The sequence below is a fragment of the Ligilactobacillus sp. genome (assembly GCF_036846325.1).
Lineage (GTDB): Bacteria > Bacillota > Bacilli > Lactobacillales > Lactobacillaceae > Ligilactobacillus.
The window spans coordinates 1-3334 of sequence record NZ_DAIUCE010000143.1 but is presented as its reverse complement, the minus strand read 5'-3'; the positions used below and the strand labels follow the sequence as shown (position 1 = coordinate 3334).

General features: G+C 46.6%; 3 protein-coding genes. All 3 read right to left on the bottom strand.

The annotated features are described in order from the left end of the window. Positions 1-843 (bottom strand): DegT/DnrJ/EryC1/StrS family aminotransferase (locus tag V7Z60_RS09420; protein WP_334117559.1); only part of this gene is annotated, 843 nt, incomplete at its 3' end. 11 nt (positions 844-854) lie between these two features. Next, the gene (locus V7Z60_RS09415; RefSeq protein WP_334117558.1) at positions 855-2837 is read right to left on the bottom strand and encodes a nucleoside-diphosphate sugar epimerase/dehydratase; all 1983 of its coding nucleotides are present in this window, start codon (positions 2835-2837) and stop codon (positions 855-857) included. Positions 2838-2918: 81 nt separating this feature from the next. After that, positions 2919-3334: CpsB/CapC family capsule biosynthesis tyrosine phosphatase (locus tag V7Z60_RS09410; protein WP_334117557.1), on the bottom strand; the 416-nt coding region annotated here is incomplete at its 5' end.

The following is a 3334-nucleotide window of genomic DNA, read 5'->3' as shown; positions in this document are numbered from 1 at the left end:
AAGACCCTTGAACCCTTCCTTATATCTTTCATAAATGGCCTTCTTCTGAGCAATGTGCTCCTCGAGATGCGGCAATTGTCCTCTGACCACACCTGCAATGACATTGCTCATCCGATAATTATAACCGACTTCTTCATGTTGATACCAAGGTGCGTTTTCGCGTGCCTGGGTAGACCACTTGCGGGCCTTGTTTGCTGCCTCTTCATCGTCCGTCAGCAGCATACCGCCTGAAGTACCTGTAATGATCTTGTTGCCGTTGAATGAAATGGCATTGTAATTACCAAACGTTCCCGTCTGGACACCCTTGTAAGTTGCACCCAGTGATTCCGCTGCATCTTCAATAATGACAGCACCATGCTTTTCGCAAACAGCCTTGATTTCATCAATCTTGCCCGGTGTTCCATACAAATGTGCGACAACTACAACCTTTACATCGGGATACAACTCGAAGGCCTTCTCCAATGCAACAGGATCCATGTTCCAGGTATCATACTCCGTATCAATGAAGACAGGAATACCCCCCTCATAAGTTATTGGGTTAACGGTAGCTGAAAATGTCATGTCCGAACAGAAGACCTTCTGACCGGGCTTGACGCCGGCAAGCTTAACTGCAAGATGCAATGCCGATGTCCCGGCAGATAAGGCAACGGAATGCCCGCATCCGACTTTTTCACACACCATCGCTTCAACTTCATCAATGTTCTTTCCAACGGTGGACATCCAGTTGGTCTCGTATGCCTCCATGACATACTTCATGCTGTCATCATACATGGTAGGACTGCTGAGCCATACCTTTGATTCAAACTTCTCAAAAGACTGTTTCTTTTCAAACATTTCTAACATAACCTTTCAAATCATTTCTGATAAATCTCTTCCCTGCCTGTAGGATGTGCCCCCACAGGATGGAACGTCGAAACCACTTTTTCAACCATTTCTACAATATCGTCGCTGTTCTGATAACTTGCCTGGGAAAGGTCTTCAAGATTCCTGAAGAAGTTATCCATGTCAAATGGTATCGGCTGACCGATGAAAATCAGTTCGTTGGCAGTCTTCTTCAATCCTTCTTCCTTCATCAGCTTTTCCTCGTACAGTTTCTCACCGCTGCGAAGACCTGTGTAGACAATCGGAATATCAACATCAGGCTCATATCCTGACAACTTGATCAGATTTCTAGCCAGAGTGTCAATCTTGACTGGTGAACCCATGTCAAGAACGAAGATTTCCCCCCCTCTTGCATATGTACCTGCCTGAAGAACCAGACTGACAGCCTCGGAGATTGTCATGAAGTAACGGATAATATCCGGATGAGTAACCGTTACAGGCCCTCCTTCAGCAATCTGCTTCTTGAAGAGAGGGATGACACTGCCGTTGCTGCCCAGGACGTTACCGAAACGAACAGCCACGAACTTTGTCTTTGTGGTTTCAGGTTTTTCTTCCCTGAGACCGTCCTTTTCATGATCATGAAGCAGAGGAAGGGAAGCAAATGCATTATTCTCGCTGATTCTCTCCATGCTCTGAATGACCATTTCACACAGGCGCTTGCTTGCTCCCATGATGTTCGTTGGGTTAACGGCCTTGTCAGTACTGATGAGAACGAACTTCTCAACATCATACTTAAGTGCCATGTATGCAACCTTGTATGTGCCGACGACATTGTTCTTGATTGCCTCGTTGGGGCTTGTCTCCATCAGGGGAACATGCTTGTGCGCTGCCGCATGATAAACGATGTCGGGACGATACTTGTCAAAGATCATGTCCAGGCGACGGCTGTCACGAACGGACCCTATCAGCGTCACAAGATTGAGCTTGTCGCCATACTTACGGACAAGTTCCTGCTGAATGGCATAGGCATTATTCTCGTAAATGTCAAAGATAATGAGCTGTTTCGGATTATGTGCTGCAATCTGCCGGCACAATTCGCTGCCGATTGATCCGCCACCACCTGTAACAAGGATGGTCTTTCCGGTAAGCTGCCTGAAGACCTCTGCCATGTCAACTTTAATGGGATCTCTTCCAAGAAGATCTTCAACATTGACAGCCTTCATCTTGCTCAACGACACCTCACCGTTGGCAAGCTGATAGATTCCCGGCAGACTCTTGAGTTCACACTTTGTCTCCTTGCAGATATTGAGAATATCCCGCTTGTCTTCAGCTGAAGCCGACGGAATTGTAAACATGATCTGGTCAATGCTGTACTTCTTGACTGCACTTAAAATCGCATCGCGACCACCGACAATGGGAACTCCTTCCATCATCCGGTCCCACTTGTTGGGGTTGTCATCAATGACACAGCAGGCCTTGCCGGACATTCCCTGTGAATTGCGCATCTCACGCAGGATTGTCTTACCGGCGGAACCGGCGCCGATTACCATGACATTGTGAACAGCAGCGTTGGTGTTGAATCGGCGGTTTCTCTCAAGTTTGATGTACCTGTAACTGAAACGTATTCCGACAATCATTGCAAACTGAATGAAGGCTCCGAAGACGTAATATGACACAGGCATCCTGACAATCATCCAGGTCATGAAAACAGCTTGAAAAACAGTTGTTATCACGGAGGAAGCCATGATTCTGTTCAGTTCATCGAAACTTGCGAATTGCCACAAACTGTTGTAAAGCCTCAGAAAATGGAATACAACCAGTGCAAACACGGTATAGAATGGTGCAAACCTGGTGAAGGCATGCAGATACTCAGGGGGAATGCTTGAAATGCGCAAGTCAAACCTGAGAAACAATGCGGCAAAATAAGAAAAATTAACCGCAATAATGTCGTAAACAACCAAGTACAAGGAAATCATTTTCCAATGTTCAAATTTCTTCTCTGAACCGTTTTTCATCGTCGTAATCTACCCTCTCCGCCATCGCATAATAATGCAGTGACGCTGTTTTTCAACAACGTCGCTGCAAATAATCATCAGTTAAAAAAACAAAAACCTCTTTTTCTTTATGATTGGTGAATAGTTGTGTGCAGCAACATAGTCACCGTTAATCAGCTTTTCGGCATTGCTCTCAAACTCCATTGCCTTTTCTTCCCCGAAATCATCGGCAATCCTGTACAATGCCTCGCTCAGAACGAACTTCCTGCCTGGAAGGCTGTGCGCATCAGACGCAACGACTTGAACAAGATTATGCTCCACCATGTCATGCGAGATTCTGGCAACATGTTCGCCGAAACCGCCGACATAGCTCGTTGCCGTCACCTGGGCCAGGGCGCCGTTTGAGATGAAGTTGTACAGGATGTCAAGATCATCCTGAATCTTCCTGTTTCTCTCCGGATGCACGATTACGGGAATCGTGCCCTTGCGCTTGAGCTCGAAGATGAGCTGCTCGGCAT